General features: G+C 41.4%; 15 protein-coding genes. 13 read left to right on the forward strand and 2 right to left on the reverse strand.

Features of this window, described 5'->3' with window-relative positions:
* The first annotated feature begins 105 nt into the window (after positions 1–105).
* The 3 genes from G602_RS0124080 to G602_RS0124090 all read left to right on the forward strand — a co-directional run bounded on the left by G602_RS0124080 (position 106) and on the right by G602_RS0124090 (position 4,276).
* A complete protein-coding gene (locus G602_RS0124080; RefSeq protein ID WP_026661311.1) occupies positions 106–1,053 on the forward strand; it encodes a 3'-5' exoribonuclease YhaM family protein in 948 nt (315 codons plus the stop codon).
* The gene (locus tag G602_RS0124085) at positions 1,053–3,434 is read left to right on the forward strand and encodes an endonuclease MutS2 (RefSeq protein WP_026661312.1); all 2,382 of its coding nucleotides are present in this window, start codon (positions 1,053–1,055) and stop codon (positions 3,432–3,434) included. The genes G602_RS0124080 and G602_RS0124085 overlap by 1 nt, the downstream gene beginning before the upstream one ends.
* Before the next feature lie 143 nt (positions 3,435–3,577).
* Positions 3,578–4,276 (forward strand): response regulator transcription factor, encoded by a 699-nt coding sequence (locus G602_RS0124090; RefSeq protein ID WP_026661313.1) that lies wholly within the window; start codon positions 3,578–3,580, stop codon positions 4,274–4,276.
* A gap of 148 nt (positions 4,277–4,424) precedes the next feature.
* Here G602_RS0124090 and G602_RS0124095 read toward each other — a convergent pair whose 3' ends face one another.
* A complete protein-coding gene (locus tag G602_RS0124095) occupies positions 4,425–5,321 on the reverse strand; it encodes a helix-turn-helix transcriptional regulator (protein WP_026661314.1) in 897 nt (298 codons plus the stop codon).
* Positions 5,322–5,552: 231 nt separating this feature from the next.
* Between G602_RS0124095 and G602_RS0124100 the strand changes: the two genes are divergently transcribed.
* From G602_RS0124100 to G602_RS0124160, 10 genes are all read left to right on the forward strand, one after another.
* Positions 5,553–7,820 carry a glycoside hydrolase family 3 C-terminal domain-containing protein gene (locus G602_RS0124100; RefSeq protein WP_026661315.1) on the forward strand — a complete coding sequence of 756 codons (2,268 nt, stop codon included), beginning with the start codon at positions 5,553–5,555 and terminating at the stop codon, positions 7,818–7,820.
* 1,369 nt (positions 7,821–9,189) lie between these two features.
* On the forward strand, positions 9,190–10,623 hold the full coding sequence (locus tag G602_RS0124105) for a sensor histidine kinase (protein WP_026661316.1): 1,434 nt from the start codon (positions 9,190–9,192) through the stop codon (positions 10,621–10,623).
* Between the two features lie 111 nt (positions 10,624–10,734).
* Positions 10,735–11,238, forward strand: coding sequence for a tRNA (cytidine(34)-2'-O)-methyltransferase (locus G602_RS0124110; RefSeq protein ID WP_026661317.1), 504 nt, complete (start codon positions 10,735–10,737; stop codon positions 11,236–11,238).
* A 203-nt stretch (positions 11,239–11,441) separates the two neighbouring features.
* On the forward strand, positions 11,442–12,968 hold the full coding sequence (gene rlmD, locus G602_RS0124115) for a 23S rRNA (uracil(1939)-C(5))-methyltransferase RlmD (protein ID WP_026661318.1): 1,527 nt from the start codon (positions 11,442–11,444) through the stop codon (positions 12,966–12,968).
* Between the two features lie 266 nt (positions 12,969–13,234).
* Positions 13,235–14,416, forward strand: a complete 1,182-nt coding sequence (locus G602_RS0124125) for a DUF262 domain-containing protein (protein ID WP_242835717.1) — start codon at positions 13,235–13,237, stop codon at positions 14,414–14,416.
* Positions 14,400–15,380, forward strand: a complete 981-nt coding sequence (locus tag G602_RS0124130; protein WP_026661320.1) for an AAA family ATPase — start codon at positions 14,400–14,402, stop codon at positions 15,378–15,380. The genes G602_RS0124125 and G602_RS0124130 overlap by 17 nt, the downstream gene beginning before the upstream one ends.
* Positions 15,373–16,245 carry a hypothetical protein gene (locus tag G602_RS0124135; RefSeq protein WP_026661321.1) on the forward strand — a complete coding sequence of 291 codons (873 nt, stop codon included), beginning with the start codon at positions 15,373–15,375 and terminating at the stop codon, positions 16,243–16,245. Before G602_RS0124130 ends, G602_RS0124135 begins: the two co-directional genes overlap by 8 nt.
* A 291-nt stretch (positions 16,246–16,536) precedes the next feature.
* Positions 16,537–17,448, forward strand: a complete 912-nt coding sequence (locus G602_RS0124145) for a ComEC/Rec2 family competence protein (RefSeq protein ID WP_026661322.1) — start codon at positions 16,537–16,539, stop codon at positions 17,446–17,448.
* Between the two features lie 161 nt (positions 17,449–17,609).
* Positions 17,610–17,828, forward strand: a complete 219-nt coding sequence (locus tag G602_RS0124155) for a hypothetical protein (protein WP_026661323.1) — start codon at positions 17,610–17,612, stop codon at positions 17,826–17,828.
* A gap of 259 nt (positions 17,829–18,087) precedes the next feature.
* Positions 18,088–19,899 carry an AAA family ATPase gene (locus G602_RS0124160; RefSeq protein WP_026661324.1) on the forward strand — a complete coding sequence of 604 codons (1,812 nt, stop codon included), beginning with the start codon at positions 18,088–18,090 and terminating at the stop codon, positions 19,897–19,899.
* Between the two features lie 90 nt (positions 19,900–19,989).
* On the opposite strand, the gene G602_RS30775 is transcribed toward G602_RS0124160, so the two are convergent.
* Positions 19,990–20,133: a hypothetical protein gene (locus G602_RS30775; RefSeq protein WP_155830075.1), complete on the reverse strand. Its 144-nt coding sequence runs from the start codon at positions 20,131–20,133 to the stop codon at positions 19,990–19,992.

The following is a 20,133-nucleotide window of genomic DNA, read 5'->3' on the forward strand; positions in this document are numbered from 1 at the left end:
CCCCCAAGGGGAAATCAATATTAGAAAGGCTTCTCATTTAAAGCCTTCCCCTTGGAGGGAAGGTGGCGCGAAGCGCCGGATGAGGGGCAAGAATGGGAGAAACACATGAAATTTATCAAAGATCTAAACAGCGGCGACAGAGTAGCTGACATATATTTCTGCAAGCACATGCAGGCGGCAACCACGAAGAACGGAAAAACATATTATTCCGTGATATTACAGGACAAGACCGGAACCGTGGATGCCAAGGTATGGGAGCCAAACAGTGAGGGAATCGACGACTTTGACTCCCTCGACTATATCGATGTATACGGTGAAGTCACCAGCTTTAACGGGGCGCTTCAGATTAACATCAAGAGAGCACGCCTCTGTCACGAGGGAGAATACGACGAGTCACTCTATCTGCCCGTGTCTTCTAAGAATAACGACGAGATGTACAAGGATCTCCTTGCCATTATTAATACTGTTGGCAACAAATACCTTAAGGCACTACTCGATGCACTTTTTGTAAAGGATGAGGAATTCATCAAGGCTTTTCGTAAATCCTCAGCTGCAAAATCGGTTCATCACGGCTTTGTGGGCGGACTTCTTGAGCACACCTTAAGCGTGACCAGGATGTGCGACTATTTTTCAAAGGCATATCCTGCAATTAACAGGGACCTCCTTATTACGGCCGCAATCTGCCATGATATAGGAAAAACGCGTGAGCTCTCACTTTTCCCTATGAATGATTACACAGATGAGGGACAGTTCCTCGGACATATCGTAATGGGTAGTGAGATGGTAGCAGATAAAATAAGGGACATCGCTGATTTTCCCGTGCTCTTAAAGCAGGAGCTTCAGCACTGCATCTTATCCCATCACGGAAAATATGAATACGGCTCACCCAAAATGCCTGCAATCATAGAGGCCATGGCCCTTCACCTTGCAGACAACACTGATGCCAAACTCGAAACCTTTACAGAGATACTAAATAACACAAACGAAGTAGGTTGGCTCGGATATAACAGATTAATGGAGAGCAACCTATTTGATACCAGGGTTGAATCATAATGAATGAAAAAGTTTTACACGTACTTGAGTACGACAAGATTATAGAGCAGCTCGCAGACCATGCCTCCTCTGAACCCGGAAAGAAAATGTGCCGGGAACTCCTTCCCTCATCGGACATCAGGGAGATTCAGAGGAATCAGAAGAAGACCGAGGCTGCTATTTCAAGGATTTTTAAAAAGGGCTCCGTATCCTTTGGAAGTAACAGGGATATATCGGGGTATTTGAAGGCGTTGAAGATTGGAAGCTCACTGGATGCGCCGCAGCTGCTAAATATAGCAAGCTTTTTGGATAACGTTAACAGAGTAAAAAGCTACGGAAGATCAGATAAGGAAGAGGATACAAGGGACGTTCTTACGGATTTCTTTGACGGACTTGAGCCTCTGACACCTGTGTCACAGGAGATCAGACGATGCATAATATCAGAGGACGAGATATCCTCCGATGCCAGCCCGACACTCAGACATATCAGGCGGGACATACAGATTACAGGCGACAGAATTCATGATCAGCTGGGAAAAATGGTTAACGGTTCACTGCGTTCCTACCTTCAGGAGGCAGTCGTTACCATGAGAGGCGATCGTTACTGCGTACCGGTTAAGGCAGAGTACAAGAGCCAGGTCAACGGTATCGTGCATGACCAGTCATCTACAGGATCCACACTTTTCATAGAGCCTGCAGTCATTGTTGAGCTCAATAACAAGCTCAGGGAGCTGGCAGGAATGGAGAAGGCAGAGATAGATGTGATCCTCGCCCGCATTTCGGAGGAGGTCGGAAGCTACCTCACTGCCCTGTCTGACAATGCAAAGATAATGACAGAGCTGGACTTCGTGTTTGCCAAGGCTTCACTTGCGCTCACCCAGAACGCGATTACACCCATTTTTAATGAAAATCACTACTTCAATATCATAAAGGGAAGACATCCCCTTCTTGATAAGAAGAAAGCGGTGCCGATAGATGTCTACGCCGGCAAGGACTTTGATATGGTTATCATCACAGGTCCCAACACCGGAGGTAAGACGGTCACGCTGAAAACAGTGGGCCTGCTGACACTAATGGGGCAGGCAGGACTTGCAATCCCTGCAGGGGACAGATCTGAGCTGTCAGTTTTCAATGAGATATACGCAGACATAGGTGACGAGCAGAGCATAGAGCAGAGCCTCTCCACCTTCTCATCACATATGACCAACTGCGTGCAGATACTTGCAAATGCGGATGAAAACTCGCTCTGCCTCTTTGATGAGCTGGGTGCGGGAACGGATCCCACAGAGGGTGCGGCTCTTGCGATTTCAATACTGAACTATCTGCATGAGCGCGGAATCAGGACCATGGCAACAACTCACTACAGCGAACTCAAGGTCTATGCGCTTACGACGGAAGGAATACAGAACGCCAGCTGCGAATTCGACGTAGAGTCCCTCAGACCTACCTACAGACTTCTTATCGGTGTTCCGGGAAAAAGTAATGCCTTTGCTATTTCCAAGAGGCTGGGGCTTCCGCAGGAAATCATCGATGCCGCAGGCGAGCAGATAAGCCAGGACAACAGGAAATTCGAGGACCTTTTAACAGACCTTGAAAACAGCAGAGTCACCATAGAAAATGAGCGACTTGAAATCGAGAGATACCGCAAAGAGGTTGAGCAGCTGAAGGAAGAACTCCAGGGCAAGCAGACAAAGCTAGACGAATCAAGGGAGAAGATTCTTCGCGAGGCACATGAGGAAGCAAGGGAAATCCTTCAGGAGGCCAAGGACGCAGCGGATGAGACCATAAGAACCATGCGCAAAGCCGAGGCAGGAATCCCCATGCAGGACCTTGAGAGAGCGCGTCAGAGTGTAAATAAGAAGATCTCTGATAAGAACCAGAAGCTTTCCATCAAGAATAAGCCTTCCGGTGCCAATCACAAAAAGCTTAAGCCCACACAGATCCACCTGGGGGATTCAGTCAGAATCATCTCCATGGGAATGAAAGGAACCATCAGCTCAAAACCCGATAAGGATGGGAATGTTATGGTTCAGTGTGGTATTATGAAATCAAGAGCTCACATAGATGACCTCGAGCTTATCAAAGAGGAAAACGGCAAGGAGCAGATGAAGAAGTTCTACGGACAGCACAAAATGGATCTGTCCGGTGCCAGAAACATCAGAACAGAGCTCAATCTCATCGGCTTAAACAGCGCCGATGCTATAGCCGAGCTGGATAAATACTTAGACAGCGCTTACGTATCACACCTCCCTTCCGTGCGAATTGTCCACGGCAAGGGCTCAGGAATCCTGCGCCAGGCAGTCCACGACCACCTTAAGGCTGCACCTTATGTTAAGTCATTCAAGCTTGGGGAATTCGGCGAAGGAGACTCCGGTGTGACGATAGTGACATTCATAAAGTGATTGAAATTGATGCCATGTGCAGAGTATGAAAAATAAAATGCTGCATAGTATATGAAATAAATACTGTGTAAGGCGGATGAATAAATTAAAGCCTTCCCCCTTTCTAAGGGGGAAGGTGCCCAGAAGGGGCGGATGAGGGTTGTATGGTAACAAAGCAGAAAATTTTAATCGTCGACGACGACAATAACATCGCAGAGCTGATTTCACTCTACCTGATCAAGGAGTGCTTCGACACTCTCATAGTAGGTGACGGAGAATCAGCACTTTCAGCATTTGACACATTTAAACCAAACCTGGTTCTCCTTGATCTGATGCTCCCGGGCATAGACGGATATCAGGTCTGCAGAGAACTAAGAACCAAATCACAGACACCAATAATAATGCTCTCAGCCAAGGGCGAAGTATTTGACAAGGTTCTTGGCCTTGAGATGGGCGCGGATGATTACATGGAAAAGCCCTTTGATTCGAAGGAGCTTGTGGCCAGAGTAAAGGCCGTCCTTAGAAGATACAAGCCTGTTGTAACAGAAACAGAAACTTCAGATGACAAGGTCGTAAAGTACCAGGATCTCGAAATCAATATGACCAATTACTCTGTTAACTATCAGGGATCAAGAATCGATATGCCCCCCAAGGAACTGGAGCTATTGTATTTCCTTGCGTCATCTCCGAACAGAGTGTTCACAAGAGAGCAGCTCCTTGACCAGATCTGGGGCTATGAATACGTAGGCGACACCAGAACAGTCGACGTTCATATCAAGCGCCTCCGTGAAAAAATTAAGGACCACGACACCTGGAGAATCGCAACTATCTGGGGCATCGGATATAAATTTGAGGTGTCATAAGACTTAAGGCAGAAAAAGCCTTCGCAAAGCAAATATAAAGCCTTCCCCTAGGGGGGCGCTCGACGTCCGGGGGACGTCGGCTTAGCGCGGACCGAAGCGGAGCGTAGACAGGTGTCAGCGAAGCTGACGGATGAGGGGAATTATACTATCATACGGAACCACTTCTTCTACTGCGATACTGCAGTGGAGTGGTTCCGTATTTTTTATTAAAATACGTTATAAAACTACTTGTCGACGGAAACGCCAGCAAATCCGATATCGAACTCACCGGAAGTTCCGTAGTCTCCAGCATAACCCTGGCATATTCCAATTTCTTATCCCTTATAAACACAGTTGGCCTAACCCCCAGCTCCTTCTGGAACAGATCCGAAATATAATTGGCAGACCTGTGGGTAAGCTCTGCAAAGGTTTTCATACGGATATCATCATGAAGGTGCCTTAAAACATAATCGCAGCAGGTCTTGGTCACGAGAGAACAGTTTCTGAAATTGTAATCGTGCACAGCATAGGTAAAGGTGCGAAGCGCTTTATTGCTAAGCATATTTATCTTCGAAATATTAGTCAGCTTATCCATGTGACGAAGGAAACCATCACTTATAGCGTAGGCGATATGCTCAGCAAGCCCCCCGTCAATTGCTGCTCTTGTAGCCAGAGTCACACTGGCAATCAACATATATTTTGAATAAAGTAGGGGATCCTCAGACACCTCTCCATAGACATTACTGTCAGGTCGTGTAATCTTATCAGCATTTTCCACAGAAGAAGCCACAATCTCATCTATTCTCGCTATATCTCCCGATGAAACATAGTAATACAGAGCCTTCTCTTGAATACGCCTCGTTCCCGTGTCGGCACCCGGAGTATCCTGAGTCATGAAAAGATGAGAATCGATGGAAGAGATAATTTCCTTGTAATCGTCTCGTATGGATTTTTCAAGAAAAGCGAGATTCGATTGGATTTTTTCAGGTTCATTGATGTCCGGGTAGGGGACGGCGTCGGGGAGAATCTCGGGTTGGGGTGGGATTAGTTTTTCTGTGTTTTTCATGTATCCTCTCGATAGGTTCCCCTCATCCGTCTGCTGCGCAGACACCTGTCTACGCTCCGCTTCGGTCCGCGCTAAGCCGACGTCCCCCGGACGTCGAGCGCCCCCCAAGGGGAAGGCTTAAGGGAATTTAATAAGTGATATCATATATTTCAATGTGATTTATTATATCATCCAATCTCCTAAGATACTATATTTATATTGTTGGATTTCTTTTAGGAAAGGATGGATAAAATGGCAACAGACATTAAAAAACTAGTATCGGAAATGACACTTGAAGAAAAGGCAGGACTCCTTGGAGGAGCCGATTTCTGGCATACAAAAGCAGTAGAAAGACTCGGAATACCGAAGTTCATGATGTCGGATGGACCTCACGGCCTTCGTAAACAGGATGAGGAGGGAGACCACCTCGGCATAAACGATAGCATCAAGGCAGTATGTTTTCCTGCAGCATGCGCTACAGCATCAAGCTTTGACACAGACATGATAGGAAAAATGGGCGAAGCCATCGGCGATGAGTGCCAGGCTGAGAACCTTTCGATAGTACTTGGACCCGCTGTTAACATCAAGAGAAGCCCTCTCTGCGGAAGAAACTTCGAGTATTTTTCAGAGGATCCTTATCTTGCAGGAAAAATGGCAGCAGCTTACATCAATGGCGTTCAGAGCAGACATGTAGGCACAAGTATCAAGCACTTCGCACTTAACAACCAGGAATACTTCAGAATGAGCAATTCTTCTGAGGTTTCAGAGAGAGCAATGCGCGAGATTTATTTCCCTGCATTTGAAATTGCGGTTAAGGAATCACAGCCCAAGACCGTGATGTGCTCCTATAACAAAATCAATGGAACCTATTCTGCAGATAACGAATGGCTTCTTACCAAGGTGCTCAGAGACGACTGGGGCTTTGAAGGCTTCGTAATGACAGACTGGGGCGCAGTAAACGACAGAGTACAGGGCGTAAGAGCAGGACTTGAGCTCGAGATGCCCGGTGATTCATCCGTTAACGATGCTAAGATCGTTGCAGCAGTTAAGGACGGAAGTCTCGATGAAAAGCTTGTTGACAGAGCCTGCGAGAGAATTCTTAAAGTTGTTTACGATTATCTTGATAATAAGAAGGAAGGCGTAGTATTCGACAGAGATGCTGACCATGAAAAGGCAGTGGCAGCTGCTGTAGAGTGTGGCGTACTTCTTGAAAATAATGGAATTTTACCTCTTGATCCTTCCAAGAAGATTGTTTATATCGGTGAATACGCAGAAAGCCCCAGATACCAGGGCGGCGGTTCAAGCCATATCAATTCTTCCAAGGTAACAAGTGCCCTTGAATCAGCAAAGGCCAAGGGAAGAAATGTAGAGTATGTAATGGGATTCCCGGGACAGAAGGACGAGCCCCTTGATAAGGCTGAGCTTGAAAAAGCAGTAGCAGCAGCTAAGGGCGCTGATGTTGTTGTAATTTTCGCAGGTCTTCCCGACGTAATTGAATCTGAGGGATATGACCGCGCCAACATGAATATGCCCGCAGCGCAGAACGAGCTCATCGAGGCAGTGGCAGCAGTTAACGAGAACACAGTAGTTGTTCTTCACAACGGAAGCCCGGTTGAGACACCGTGGGCAGACGACGTTGCAGCAATTCTTGAGATGTACCTCTCAGGACAGGGCGTCGGCGAAGCAACAGACCAGCTCCTCTATGGTGAGAAGAACCCCAGCGGACACCTTGCTGAGACCTTCCCCTTAAGAGTTCAGGACAACCCTTCATACCTCAACTTCAACACAGATCCTGAAAAGTGCCGTTACGCTGAGGATGTTTATGTAGGCTATCGCTACTACGACAAGAAGATGATGCCTGTTAGATGGGCATTCGGACACGGACTTTCCTATACAACCTTTGAACTTTCAAACATGAAGCTCTCATCTGACAAGATGACAGATTCTTCAACAATCAAAGTATCTGTAGATGTTAAGAACATAGGTGATGTAGTCGGAAAAGAAGTAGTCCAGCTCTACATCGGCGACCTGAACGGAACCTTTGACAGACCTGTTAAGGAACTCAAGGGATTTGCCAAGGTAGAGGTAGCTCCCGGCGAGACCAAGACAGTTGAGATGGAAATTGATGCAAGATCACTTTCATATTTCGAGGAGAGCATGGGCGACTGGTTTGCTCCTTCAGGAAAATATGAGCTCCTTGTAGGAAATTCCAGTGATAACATCACACTTCGCGAAGAAATCAGCTTTGAGACCAATAAGGTTAAGCCCATGAGATGTGATTCTTCCATCACAATCGGAGAACTTCTGGCTAACCCTGTAACTAAGCCCATCGTTGACGAACTCCTTAAAAAGGCAGCTGAGAACTCACCCTTCGGTGAATCAAACGAAGCTGTCGGCGACGAAATGATGCAGGCTATGATGAGATTCATGCCACTTAAGTCTGTTATGTCTTTCGGAATGATGACTGAGAAAGATATGGAGCAGCTTTTGAGCGCAATAAGCGCTAAGGTACAGGGATGATAATTCCCAAGCAGTACCGTACTCGGCCAAAAGTAAAGAAGGCTCTATAATCTGATGGCTTCTTGTATGCATTATGCATGCAAGAAGCCATATTTTTTCTGAATTTGTTCGCGACTATACATTATATCTTCGTATAGTTATTCCCACACCGTAAAAAATCGCACACCATTTATTTTTGCGCACATCAATGCTTAATTTTTTAATCAGTTCCTATAATATCAATGCTTAGATTTCTATTAGTCTTCAAACATCAACGCTTAGACTTCTATCAGTCTTCAAACATCAACATAGACTTCTATCAGTCCTCCACATCAACATTTAAACTCCTACGCGCATCAGTCAACATTTCTATACTTGTATTATAGTGATGTAATCGATATTTAGGTGGTAGACCAATGTATCTTATATTGCATTTTTTGACTGATGTATTTTGGCCTGCGGCCATTATGCTTCCTGCATGAGTTCAGTCTGTTCGCGAACAATTATTAATATAGACGTAAGAGAAATTTGGGCGTTATTCCAACACTTGAATATTGCTGAATCTTGACGTAAATGTGCAGAGTTGGAAAAATTCATATTCTATGCATTTTAAGTCTATATCCCTTTATATTACCTTATTGGTATAACGCTCGATTTTTATGGTAGACCAAAATGTATGTTTTGACTTCCATTGACTGAAATGTATCAGCTTGCGGGGACGCACTTCCTCAATGAATTACGTCTATTCGCGAACAAATCAGTACGTAGGAATAACCACTATTTTTTAGTTAGACCAATCTTCTCTATAAAGCTTTTACTGACGTAAAAATAGCTTCCAGAATTTCTGACACCTTGTGAGGAGAATAAGGAATTCCAGAATTTCTGACACCTTGCGAGGAGAGTAAGGAATTCCAGAATTTCTGACACATTGCGAGGAGAGTAAGGAATTCCAGAATTTCTGACATCTTTTGAGGAGAATAAGGAACTCCGGAATCTAGTGTAGCTGTTTCATATTAACTCGACTATATATTTGCTAAAATCCGAATTTACTGCGTTGTCATCAGTCGCCGATGGAGCCCCATCGCCTCCTTCTTCCGCCTTGTAAATTACAGATTTTATCTAAATAATATAGTCGAGAAATATAAAAACAGCTACACTAGGACTTCCTGTGGGCGGAATAAGAAAAATCAAAAGACTATGTATAAATAATTAGATAATCTCCCCAGGTGCAGCATTTTGCCAGTAACACTAGTTGTTGTTATAATGATACATATTATATGCTTTTCCCTTGAGGACACCCGAAACCTGAGAATGCCTGTTTAGCGTAGATACCTCAGAAGTTAAGAATTCCAGAGAGAAGACTGGTGCCTGTCAGGGAAGATGAGGAGACATGAAACGTACATTATACCTTAAATTTCTAGTTGCATACCTTCTCTTTGCGATATTTGGCTTCATCATGGTGGCAACCTTTGTATCCAACATGACTGTGGAGCATTGCAGAAGAGAAAAAGCAGAGAGCCTCTACGCTGAGGCTACGCAGATAGCAAATACCTACGCTGCGGATCTATATAACAGTGAGACATCACTTGAAACTGTTCAGAGACAGCTCTATGCACTGTCCAAGTACATGGACGGAGCCAGGATATGGATTGTAAACCCCTCCGGACGATTGGTGCTTGATTCATCAAACGTAATTGCACAAGGAGAGGAAATCAAGGTCGAAGGCTTTGATCCGGCAGCAACTGCAGGAACCTACTATACCATAGGTAACTTCTGGGGCAATTTTGAAGAGGATGTCCTTAGCGTATTTGCACCCATAACAGCAAATTACAAGGTCCAGGCCTATGTAATCATTCATACCCCCATGAGCCAGATTAGGAAAAAAGCGGATGAATTCCTAAACATCTCATATCTGATGCTCATAGTAATGTTCCTTCTGTCATTAATTATACTTATCTTCTTTACGGAGCTTGTTTACATACCCTTGAGGCGAATAACACAGGCGACGGAGGAATACGCAGCAGGTAACATGGACTACGAGTTCTCGGTGGAGTCCGAGGATGAGATGGGATATCTTGCAGCCTCGCTCTCTTACATGGCAGGTGAGATTGCACGCCAGGAGGATGATCAGAAAAAATTTGTGGCAAACGTGTCACATGACTTCAGGTCGCCACTGACCTCAATAAGAGGCTACATTGAGGCTATGCTCGACGGCACAATTCCACCTGAGATGCATGAAAAGTACCTGGGCATAGTACTAAACGAAACCGAGCGACTTACCAAGCTTACAAACGGACTTCTCACCCTGAACAACTTAAACGCCAGAGGAATGCTTCTGGAAAAAGCTGACTTCGACATTAATCAGGTAATAAGGAATACAGCGGCGTCTTTCGAGATGACCTGCCTTGAAAAGAAGATAGCAATAGAGCTTGTTCTCACTGACGACAAAATGCTGGTTAATGCAGATATGAGTAAAATCCAGCAGGTGCTATATAACCTTCTGGACAATGCAATTAAATTCAGTCATCACGATTCAGTAATCAAAATAGAAACCACTGAAAAGAGAAGTAAGGTATTCGTCTCCGTAAAGGATAGCGGTATCGGAATTCCCAAGGAAGATCAGAAGATGGTATTCGAGAGATTCTATAAATCCGATTCCTCCAGAGGAAAGGACAAGAAGGGAACCGGTCTTGGACTCTCTATTGTAAAAGAAATAATAAAGGCTCACGGTGAAAACATTAATTGTATTTCAACTGTCGGAGTGGGCACGGAATTCATCTTTTCCATACCAAAGGCTGCAGCAATGGACAGCTATGAAGACTAAATTAGTATGAATAAGTCAAAAGTCAATATGCTAGTAATTTATATGATGGCATAACCAAGCATACAGGCTGGTTTAAGAGTTATAGATAATTTTTTTTTGGAGAATTAAACAATGCATATAGTACTGCATCAGCCGGAGATACCACAGAACACCGGCAACATAGGAAGAACCTGCGTAGCGACAGGAAGTTCGCTACACCTCATAGAACCCCTTGGCTTTGCGCTTCACGGCAAGGACTTAAAGCGCGCAGGCATGGACTACTGGGATAAGCTGGACTACACCCGCTACACTAACTATGAAGAATTTAAGGAAAAACACCCCGGGGTCAAGGTCTGGCTTGCGACTACGAAAGCAAAAAGATCCTACACAGAAGTATCCTTCGGCATGGATGACTACATAATGTTCGGAAAAGAAAGCGCCGGCATCCCCGAGGAAATCCTCGTTGATAACGAAGAGGACTGCATCCGAATCCCTATGGGACACGACATCAGATCCCTCAACCTATCCAACTCCGTAGCGATAGTCTTATACGAAGCCCTCCGCCAGAACAACTTCCCCGGCATGGAGGAAGAAGGCGAGCTCCACAGACTTCATTGGAAACAAGAAAACAATTAAGAACATAAGCATAGCGCAAGCGCTATATAACTAAAGCCTTCCCCTTGGGGGACAGAATTAAAGCCTTCCCCCTCCGGGGGCGCTCGACGTCCAGGGGACGTCGGTTCAGCGCGGACCGAAGCGGAGCGTAGACAGGTGTCAGCGAAGCTGACGGATGAGGGGAATCTGCTCGGCCAATTAACTATAGGAAACAGGAGAACCAAATGCCAAAGAAAACAAAAGAACCCACTCCTTACACCAAAGGAGACATTCTTGAACTCAATATAACTGACATATCCACTGACGGTTCCGGCATCGGCAAAATCGACGGTTACACCCTATTCGTCAAAGATGCCGTAATCGGCGACTTCGTCAAGGTCTCCATCATGAAGAGCAAGAAGAACTATGCCTATGCCCATCTTGATGAAATAATTAAGCCCTCTGATTTCCGCATAGAACCTCCCTGCCCTGTAGCAAGAGCCTGCGGCGGATGCCAGATACAGAACCTTGATTATACAAAGCAGCTTGAATTCAAGAACAACAAAGTCAGGAACAACCTTATCAGACTAGGCGGGTTTGATGCAGAATTCATCGACAGCATTATGGAACCCATCATCGGTATGAATGATGACCACTTCCGCTACCGCAACAAAGCCCAGTTCCCAATTGGCACAGACAAAAATGGCAATCCAATATCCGGATTCTATGCAGGAAGAACCCATGCAATCATACCGGTTCAGGACTGTCTTCTCGGAGTTGAAGAAAATAAAGAAATATTAAACATCGTACTGGACCACATGAAAAAATATGGCATTAAAGCCTACGATGAAACTACAGGCGAGGGCGTTTTTCGCCACGTATTAATTCGCAAAGGCTTCACCAGTAAGGAAATAATGGTATGCTTTGTTATCCAGCACAAAAATAAAAATAATCCTCAAAAAGGCAATTCTAGAACTGAAAATAAACCCAGCAATAATGCGGTATCAGACTATATCAATCATCAGGAAAAGCTAATTAATAAAATCATAGCTATTAATGGTGTTACAAGCATTTCAGTAAACATCAACAACGAAAAAACCAATGTCATCCTCGGAAATGAAATTCATACCATCTGGGGAACAGATTACATAACAGACAGACTCTGTGGAATAGACTTCAGGATTTCGCCGCTTTCTTTTTATCAGGTGAACCCTGTTCAAACCGAGAAGCTCTACAACACAGCGATAGAGTATGCGCAGCTCATAGGAAACGAGACAGTCTGGGATTTGTACTGCGGCATCGGAACCATCAGCTTATCTATGGCTAAAAAAGCAGGACATGTCTACGGAGTTGAAGTGATCCCTCAGGCAATTGATAACGCTAGAGAGAACGCAGTAAATAATCACATAGAAAACGCAACATTTTATGTAGGCAAAGCAGAGGAAGTACTTCCTGATTTTTACGAAGGAAAGCTTATTACAAAAACTAGCGCATATAATTCCACATCAGCAGAAGTCCAGCACAGAAAAGCCCTCCATCCCGATGTCATCGTGGTAGACCCCCCTCGCAAGGGCTGTGACATAAACTGCCTTGAAACTATGCTCAAAATGAAACCGGAACGAATTGTATACGTCAGTTGCGACTCCGCTACCCTCGCAAGAGATTTGAGAATCCTCGTAGATGGCGGATATAAACTGACACGAGCCTGCACCTGTGATTTATTCCCAAACACGGTTCATATAGAAAGCGTCTGCCAATTGATCCGCGAATGAAAATAATGGAATAAGACGCAGATATAGAATAGCTGGTAGAATTTCAAAAACAATCAAGGAGACCTGAATATGGGAACATATTTGAATCCTGGAAATAGCGGATTTAGAAGAATTGTTGCTAGTTTGAGAAATATGAAATTGCACAGGATAAAAGTTATGAAAAATACACGCATAAATATGATGTTATTTATTGGGATAAGGATACAGTAGATTTGTAGAAAATATGTGATATCATATTTATACATATTGTTAAAGGGGATACAGTTATGGAAGAGATTATGGACAATTACGCTGACAATGAGAGTATTAGGGAATCTGATGATGGAGTAGAAGACTATAACACCTTAACAATTGATAAAGATGATAATAACGAAGATAGTTCAAAATATCCAAATATTACTATAAAAATTGAGAGGGATCAGTATTCTATTTTCGAGATGTCTCGAAAATATAATAACGGGAAGATAAGTCTGGACCCGTCATTTCAGAGAAACTTTGTATGGTCTGGAAGACAAATGTCTGAGCTTATAGAATCTGTTATTATGGGGATACCGTTGCCTCTTATTTATTTGGCTGAGAATAAAGATGGAAAAATGATAGTTGTAGACGGAAGACAGCGTCTTACGACTTTTTTTAAATATTTAAATAATGAATTTAAATTGGATAAGTTAAAAATCCTGACAGAAATAAACGGAATGTCATTTAAAGATTTAGAAGAAAAATATCCTAAATATGCTGCATCAATAGAGGACTATCAGCTTATGATACAGGTTATAAAATATCCCACTCCTGATCGTATCAGGTTTGATATTTTTGACCGCGTTAATCGAGGCGGAACACCTCTGAATAAGCAAGAGATGCGTAATGCGCTTTATCAGGGGAAGGCTACAAAACTTTTAGATGAAATAACAAAGCTGGAATCATTTAACAATGCCACCGGGCGTGGAATTTCCGGTAAGCATATGAAAGACAAATATATTGTATTAAGAGCAATTGCGTTTTGTATGATAAACGAAGAAGAATTGTTGGATTCAAACGGAGTAGCCATAGAGTATAAAAGTGATATGGATGATCTTATGGGAAAAACCATGGATTGTTTAAATAAGATGTCAGAAGATGAAGTGAAATTTATTTCAAACAGATTTGATCGGATTATGAACAACATTTATGAGTTGTTGGGAAGCGATGCATTCAGGCTCAAGGGGAATTATGGAATTAGACGTCCTATCAGCATGACTTTATTTGAATCGCTATATTATTTGTTCTATCTACTAGATGGTAAGAACTACGATAAAGAGAAACTTACGCAGAGGATAGCAGAATTATTAACTGATAAAGATTATCTCGATTCACTACAGAGTTCAGTAGATAGTGCAAAAAGTGCGACAACACGATTTGACAAGGTTAAAAAAATCTATGAGGGGGTTCTTAATGATCAGACAGCTTGAGATAAAAAATTTCAAATGCTTTGAAGACGTAACATTTAATTTTAAAAACCTGAATATTTTGACCGGTCCAAATTCATCAGGAAAATCGACAGTTATTCAGGCACTGCTTGCAAACCAGCAGTCAGAAGTATCTGGTATCAATAATAGTTACAATGGCAGATATATAAAACTGGGACAGCTTTCTGATATAAAGAACTGCTATACAAGAGGAGATATTAGTATTAGTGGCGATAGAGATGTTGCTGCAAAAGAGCAAAAGGTTGTATATCTTACTACTGAGAGGCAGGGACCGGAAACGGATTATAAGCAAAATCTTGATGATGAGACCGAAATAGGAATTCGTGGGGAATATGCGTTTGATTTTTTGAGTAAAATGCGATTAAGCTCAATACGAGAACAGGATTTTATCTTTGATGATTCTTGGGGAATTAATTTAGGAAATCAGGTAGATTATTGGCTGTCATATCTATGTGGGTATACTGTTACAGCGGAGAGGATAGAAGGCACAACTACGGTTAAGGTTTCCTTTAGGACGGATGATAATGTAAAAGAATTTAAAGCTGTTCATGTCGGAACAGGAGTTACATATTTGGCAATAATCATTATTGCTGCGTTGTCATGTAAAAAGACAGATTTATTAATAATTGAGAATCCTGAGTTATACCTGCATCCTGCAGCACAGTCAAGGTTCACAGAGTTTTTTGTATTTATGGCTTCAAAAGGTTTGCAGATTGTTCTCGAAACACACAGTGATCATATTATAAATGGAGTTAGGAAATCATTAAAAAAGAAAAGAATTACACCTGATGATGTCGAGATATTTTTCCTTAAAAAGAAAGATGGAATATCATTACCGGTAATAATTGAGTTATCAGATGAGGGGGTTATAAAAAATCAAGAGCGAGGTTTTTTTGATCAATTCGATGATGACTTAGATATACTGTTGGGGTTTGATTATGAGTAATGATGCATATATAAATGAACTTTCTTTGCAGGGACAGTATGAAAGTATTGAAGATTTCCTTGAGTCTAACAGCGAATTTGTTTATGTGATAGGCTGGCTTGAAAAGCGAAATTATAAACTTTTGAAAAGATATGATTTATATGAATCAATGATAACTTCATCATATAATATGCTCTCATTATCGGGATATAGACCAGTTAACGCAGGGAAAAATAATGATCTATTAAGACGGCTGAAGATTGATTTTTTGAGAATGTGTAATGTGGAACCCTTCTGGCAGCCAGATGAGAATGATGTCATATGTTCATTGGGAGATATTGATATAACAGGTTCATCGGTTGCAAGAGCTTCTGTAAAGGATGGGCTGCTACTATCATTTGATAAGGACGATGACTATACAGATAAGGAGCTGTGTATTGACGTAGGAGGCACCTATATCAAAGAAGTATTCTCTATAAATAAATGCAGATTATTAGCTGAAGCTTTGTTTACAAAAGGGAAACTCAACAGAGATGAGTATTTGAAACTAAGGTACAGAAATACAAGACTTAATTTTTCTAAATTGCAGGAAGAATATGGAACAAAGCAGCTTCAGAAAGACGAATTTGATGATTGTATTAAGTCTTTTGACAAGTTTATTTCTTATGATAAGTGGAATGATATGCTTGAGGATAAATCTCTACAATATAAAGCATATCAACCTTCATCTAAAAAAGACAACTGGTTTGCTGGAACAGAATATAGTAAGATGTCCATAGATAAATTTCGATGCGTAAATCCAAAGAGATGTTTCGGATTCAGAGAAGGTGATACATTCTATGTTCTTAGGATAGAAAGAGATCATAAAGTTAGTGATAATGGATGAACACGTGCAAGGTTTTTTACCTATAAAATTTTAGTTCAAGAAACATCATAAGAGTTGAAGCAAGTGCAGGGAATGATCCCTACATAAAAGGACCAGGATTAGTCAGCTATAATAACTGATTAACCCTGGTTTTGTTTATTATCACGAAATAACCGGAGATTTTTGTTTTGGTATATATTTACAAAGAGTTAATGCATGAAATAAGACTTACACGATATAATATAGGAGTGATTAAACAATTAATGATATACAAAATCAGATATGAAATGATTATCAATGAGGGATTATGGAATGCTTGAAGTATACGCGTATAATGCAGGAAAAGGAGATTGCATTCGTCTTCACTTTGCGGGAACACATAATATATTTATAGATTCTGGCGTTAGTCAATTTGGGACTACATTTAAGGGCCTCTGCGACAATATTATAGCAGCAGGGGAGACCCTGGATGTACTCATATTAACACATGTTGATGATGATCATATAGGTGGCATTCTTTCAAATTTGAAAAAAAGATCCTATATATGTCCATTCAAAGAAGTGTGGATGAACAATTATGCGGATACGGTCAGCTTTGGAGACAGGAGACTTTCTGTACAACAAAATAACGAAGTATATGCAGAATTGCTTCGGAGAGGCGTTATCGTTCACGAAATGAAAAAGGGAAATACAAAAAATATTGCCGGGGCGACAATTGAAACTATATGGCCAGATAGTATACCACGACCAGATATAAGAGTGCAGAAAGATACGAACCTGACAAGACATAATGATTACAGATTTACACTATCAACGCTGGCGAACAGAAGAATAGTTAAGCATGATAGGAGTATAAATAATAAAAAAAGCATAGTATTTAAATTTACATATGATGATCATAAGTTACTCTTTACGGGTGATGCTTGGGCAGTGGATGTAATTAAGGCAGCAGGAGAATATGATTTAATTAAAATGCCACATCATGGTTCTGCGGGTAATATATGTGAAGCCTATCCTAAAGCGCTTAAGGCTAGCAATTTTTTAATATGTACAGATGGGAGTTCTCATCCCGATAAGCAGACCATTGCAAAACTTGAGCATTGGTATGGAAAAATAAATATTTATAGCCCAACTGCATGGTGGAATAACGGATTTTTTGTTGATTCTGATAAAACACATAAGATAAATTATTACAAGAAAGACGGTTTGGTGATTTCATGGTAGATGACAACACAAGGAAATACAGTGTCTATATTTCTGATATAAAGAACACAATTAGTGGAAGGCATTTGGAATGAATGCTGCAGACATAAAGACTATGGGAAAGGCGCTAAGCGATGATCTGAAGAATGTCAATACCACTAACGGAGCAAAGGAGGACTGACATGGCAAGGATAAGTTTAGAAGATAAGATAAAGAAGCAGGATGAAGCTGTATTTAAGGCTAAAGATAAATATGAAGCAGAGCTCAAGGAACTGGACAGGCTCCTGACAAAGCGAAGGGAGCTTGAGAGCAAGGAGCTGGTAAAAGCATTCGAAAAGAGCAAAAGGTCACTGAAGGAGATCTTGGAATTCATGAATGGGAATGAGGACGATGAAGATTAAAAAACATCAACCTTGTATGAAGAGTTATTTTGAGGGTAATATCCGAAAGTGGCAACGAGAGTTAAAATGATAGGAAGTTAACATTAAAAGGGTACTGAGAGCAGACGGTACCTGCTAAATTCAGAGGGCCTGTTTGTCAGCTTTTGTGAATGTTGATAGGACCTATCTTTTTAATATTGTTATACCCATTATACCCTTGAATCGCTTGATGCTAAAAGGGTATAATGGGTATAACAAATATTATTTGAGGTACTTTCCTATGAGTGAAAAAAATATTTATGACCAAATAGCCAAATTAGAACGAGAGATAGCACTTTTACCACCGGGCAGCATTACTAAGAAGAAAATCCGCGATAAAGAGTACTATTACCATCGTATTACGATTAATGGAAAAAGAACTGAGAATTACATAAGCTTTGAAGATGTTCCGGAACTTAAAGAAAAAATAGAAAAGAGAAAAGCATTAGAAAAGGAATTGAAAAAGCTAAAGAGTTCTATTCCTAAAATTGAACATCTTCATGCAGATAGGGAACAAAGTAGCCTAACATTCAAGACTATGGTCAGGATAGGGAAGCAGCTTGAAGCTCAAATTTCACAGACGAGAGAATATAAGAAGAGGGAATGCATAAAGATACTCAGGGATTACGTATTTTCTCCAAAGCAAGATAAGGTTTTGATTATTTATGGTCTTAGAAGGACTGGAAAAACTACGATGATCAGGCAAATCCTTACAGAGCTTTCACCAGAGGAATTTGCAAAAGCAGCTTTTATACAGGTAACAATGGGGAATACCATCGAAGACTTGGATTCAGATTTACGGCTTCTAGAGGAAAAAGGGTATAAATATGTATTTATAGATGAAGTAACCCTGATGGAAGATTTCATAGAAGGATCAGCAATGTTTTCAGACATTTATGCAAGCAGTGGAATGAAGATCATTTTGTCCGGGACGGATTCTCTAGGATTTGCTTTTACAAGAGAAGAACAGCTTTATGATAGATGCATATTACTTCATACTACGTTTATTCCATATCGTGAGTTTGAAGAAGTTTTGGGGATTTATGGTATTGACGAATATATACGATATGGCGGGACAATGAGCCTTAGTGGTATCAATTATAATGAAACGCCATTTGCAAATTCCGAGAGCGCTGAGGAATATATTAATACTGCAATAGCCAAAAATATTCAGCATTCATTGAAATTTTATCAGTATGGTGGACACTTTAGACTTTTACTGGATTTATATGAACGTGGTGAATTGACTAATGTGATAAACCGAGTAGTTGAAAATATTAACCATAGCTTTACAAAAAGTGTTGTTGAAAGAACTTTCAAGTCCCATGATATATCAGTGACAGCTGCAAACCTTCTTCGCGACAGGGAGGAGCCAATTAATATCAAGAAGCATATGGATATTGATGAAGTCACCCAGGGAATTATGAATATGCTAGAAATTCTGAATAAAGAGGATCAGAGTATAGAGGTTGATGAGGATCATATGATCCAAATCAAAGAATATTTGGCTATTTTGGACCTTATTATGGAAATTGATCTGGAATCTTTACCAGAAGTAAGCAAAAGGGAATCTATTACGGTCATTACTCAGCCTGGATTACGCTATGCACAGGCTGAGGCCATTGTTGAAAATATGATTCTTGATGAAAAATTCCAGCAATTATCAGCAAAAGAAAGACAGAGGGTATTGGACAGACTTTTATCTGAAATACGTGGCAGGATGATGAAAGATATTATTCTCTTAGAGACAAAGCTGGCATGCCCTGACAAAAAGGTGTTTAAACTTCAGTTCCCTGTCGGTGAATTTGATATGGTTGTATATGATCCTGAGGAGATTAGTTGTAAGATATACGAGGTAAAATATAGCAGGGAGCATGTTCCGGAACAATATCGACATTTGGTGAATGGTGAAAAGTGTGACATGGTAAGTCACAGATATGGTGATATTACTGGGAAATATGTGATTTATCGCGGAGAAGATATGACATGTGAGGATATTCATTACCTGAATGTAGAAAAATATCTAAAGTCTTTGAAGAAAAGTGAGATCTAGCGATTTATATAAACGCTAAGTGATCAAACCAATCAAGTTTACATGTATGAATGCCGGACTTAATATTTTCGATGTAAGGTCTAAATTGCTCTATTGAATTGATAGAAGCAGAACTATAGCAGTATCACGAAGCTCTATAGGCTCAGTGTGGCATTTGCGGAAGTCTTCAATTCTTTTGATCTGGTCCTTGGTTAATACATCAACTATCGTATTCTCAGGAGCACTTCCAGACAT

The sequence above is a fragment of the Butyrivibrio sp. AC2005 genome (assembly GCF_000424145.1).
Classification (GTDB): domain Bacteria; phylum Bacillota; class Clostridia; order Lachnospirales; family Lachnospiraceae; genus Butyrivibrio.